This window comes from Vibrio sp. 10N.222.48.A3, from assembly GCF_041475345.1.
GTDB classification, from domain to species: Bacteria; Pseudomonadota; Gammaproteobacteria; order Enterobacterales; family Vibrionaceae; genus Vibrio; species Vibrio tasmaniensis_A.
Map to the genome: position 1 here is coordinate 1 of NZ_JBFRVX010001549.1, position 1,169 is coordinate 1,169.

1 protein-coding gene is annotated in these 1,169 nt (G+C 46.9%); it reads left to right on the top strand.

The features are described 5' to 3' along the window. Window positions 1-1,169: coniferyl aldehyde dehydrogenase (locus AB4653_RS27670; protein WP_372105845.1), on the top strand; the 1,169-nt coding region annotated here is incomplete at both ends.

Genomic DNA, 1,169 nt, shown 5'->3' on the forward strand with positions numbered 1-1,169 from the left:
CAGATATCACCCCTTCTCTTCACCAGATCAATTACAGCCTGAAGAACCTTAAGAAATGGTTGAAGCCATCTCGCAGAAAAGCAGGCTTAATGCTGACACCCGCGAAGATCACGATTCATTATCAACCAGTTGGTGTTGTCGGTATCATTGTTCCTTGGAACTTCCCGGTGATGCTCTCTTTAGGTCCTCTCATCACGGCGCTGGCGGCAGGTAATACTGCAATGCTCAAGATGTCTGAGTTCACTCCAGTGACCAACCGAGTTTTAAAAGCTATGCTGGCCGAAGGCTTTAGTGAAGATCAAGTCGCGATTATCGAAGGCGAAGCTGACGTTTCCGCTAAATTTAGCCAGCTCCCGTTTGACCATATTCTATTTACTGGCTCGACCTCTGTGGGTAAGCACGTCATGAGAGCAGCAGCCGATAACTTAACGCCTGTAACCTTGGAATTGGGCGGCAAGTCTCCAACGATTATTGCTCCCGACTTTGATGTGGCTGACGCCGTTGAACGCATCCTGTTTGCAAAAAGCTTGAACGCTGGCCAGATTTGCGTGGCGCCCGATTACATCTTATTACCACGAGAAAAAGTCGACGCGTTCATCACAGCTTATAAGCTGTACTTCAAAAAGCTGTATAAAGCAGGCATTGAGAGCAAAGACTTAACTTCAGTGATCGATATGCGTCAATACAATCGTTTGAAGGGAGTGATTACAGATGCTCAATCTAAAGGCGCAGTTGTTCACACTGTCACCGAGCAAGCACAAGACGATGTGAACCACAGAATGACGCCACACCTTCTAACCGAAGTGAACGACGACATGCTCGCAATGCAAGAAGAGTTGTTTGGCCCCGTACTGCCTATCGTTCCTTATGATTCTATTGAAGAAGCGATCAGCTACATCACAACAAGAGAACGTCCGCTTGCTTTGTACCTGATGAGTCATGATAAGCAGACTCAAGATCTAATCTTATCGAGCACGCACTCTGGCGGCGTGTGTATTAATGATTCTTTGGTGCATGTGGCTGCAGAAGACGCGCCGTTCGGTGGTATAGGCCCTTCAGGCATGGGACACTACCATGGCATTGAAGGCTTTAAGACCTTTAGTCATGCTAAAACCGTTCTAAGTAGAGGTAAAATTAACTTCACCAAGTTAATGCACCCTCCTTACAAC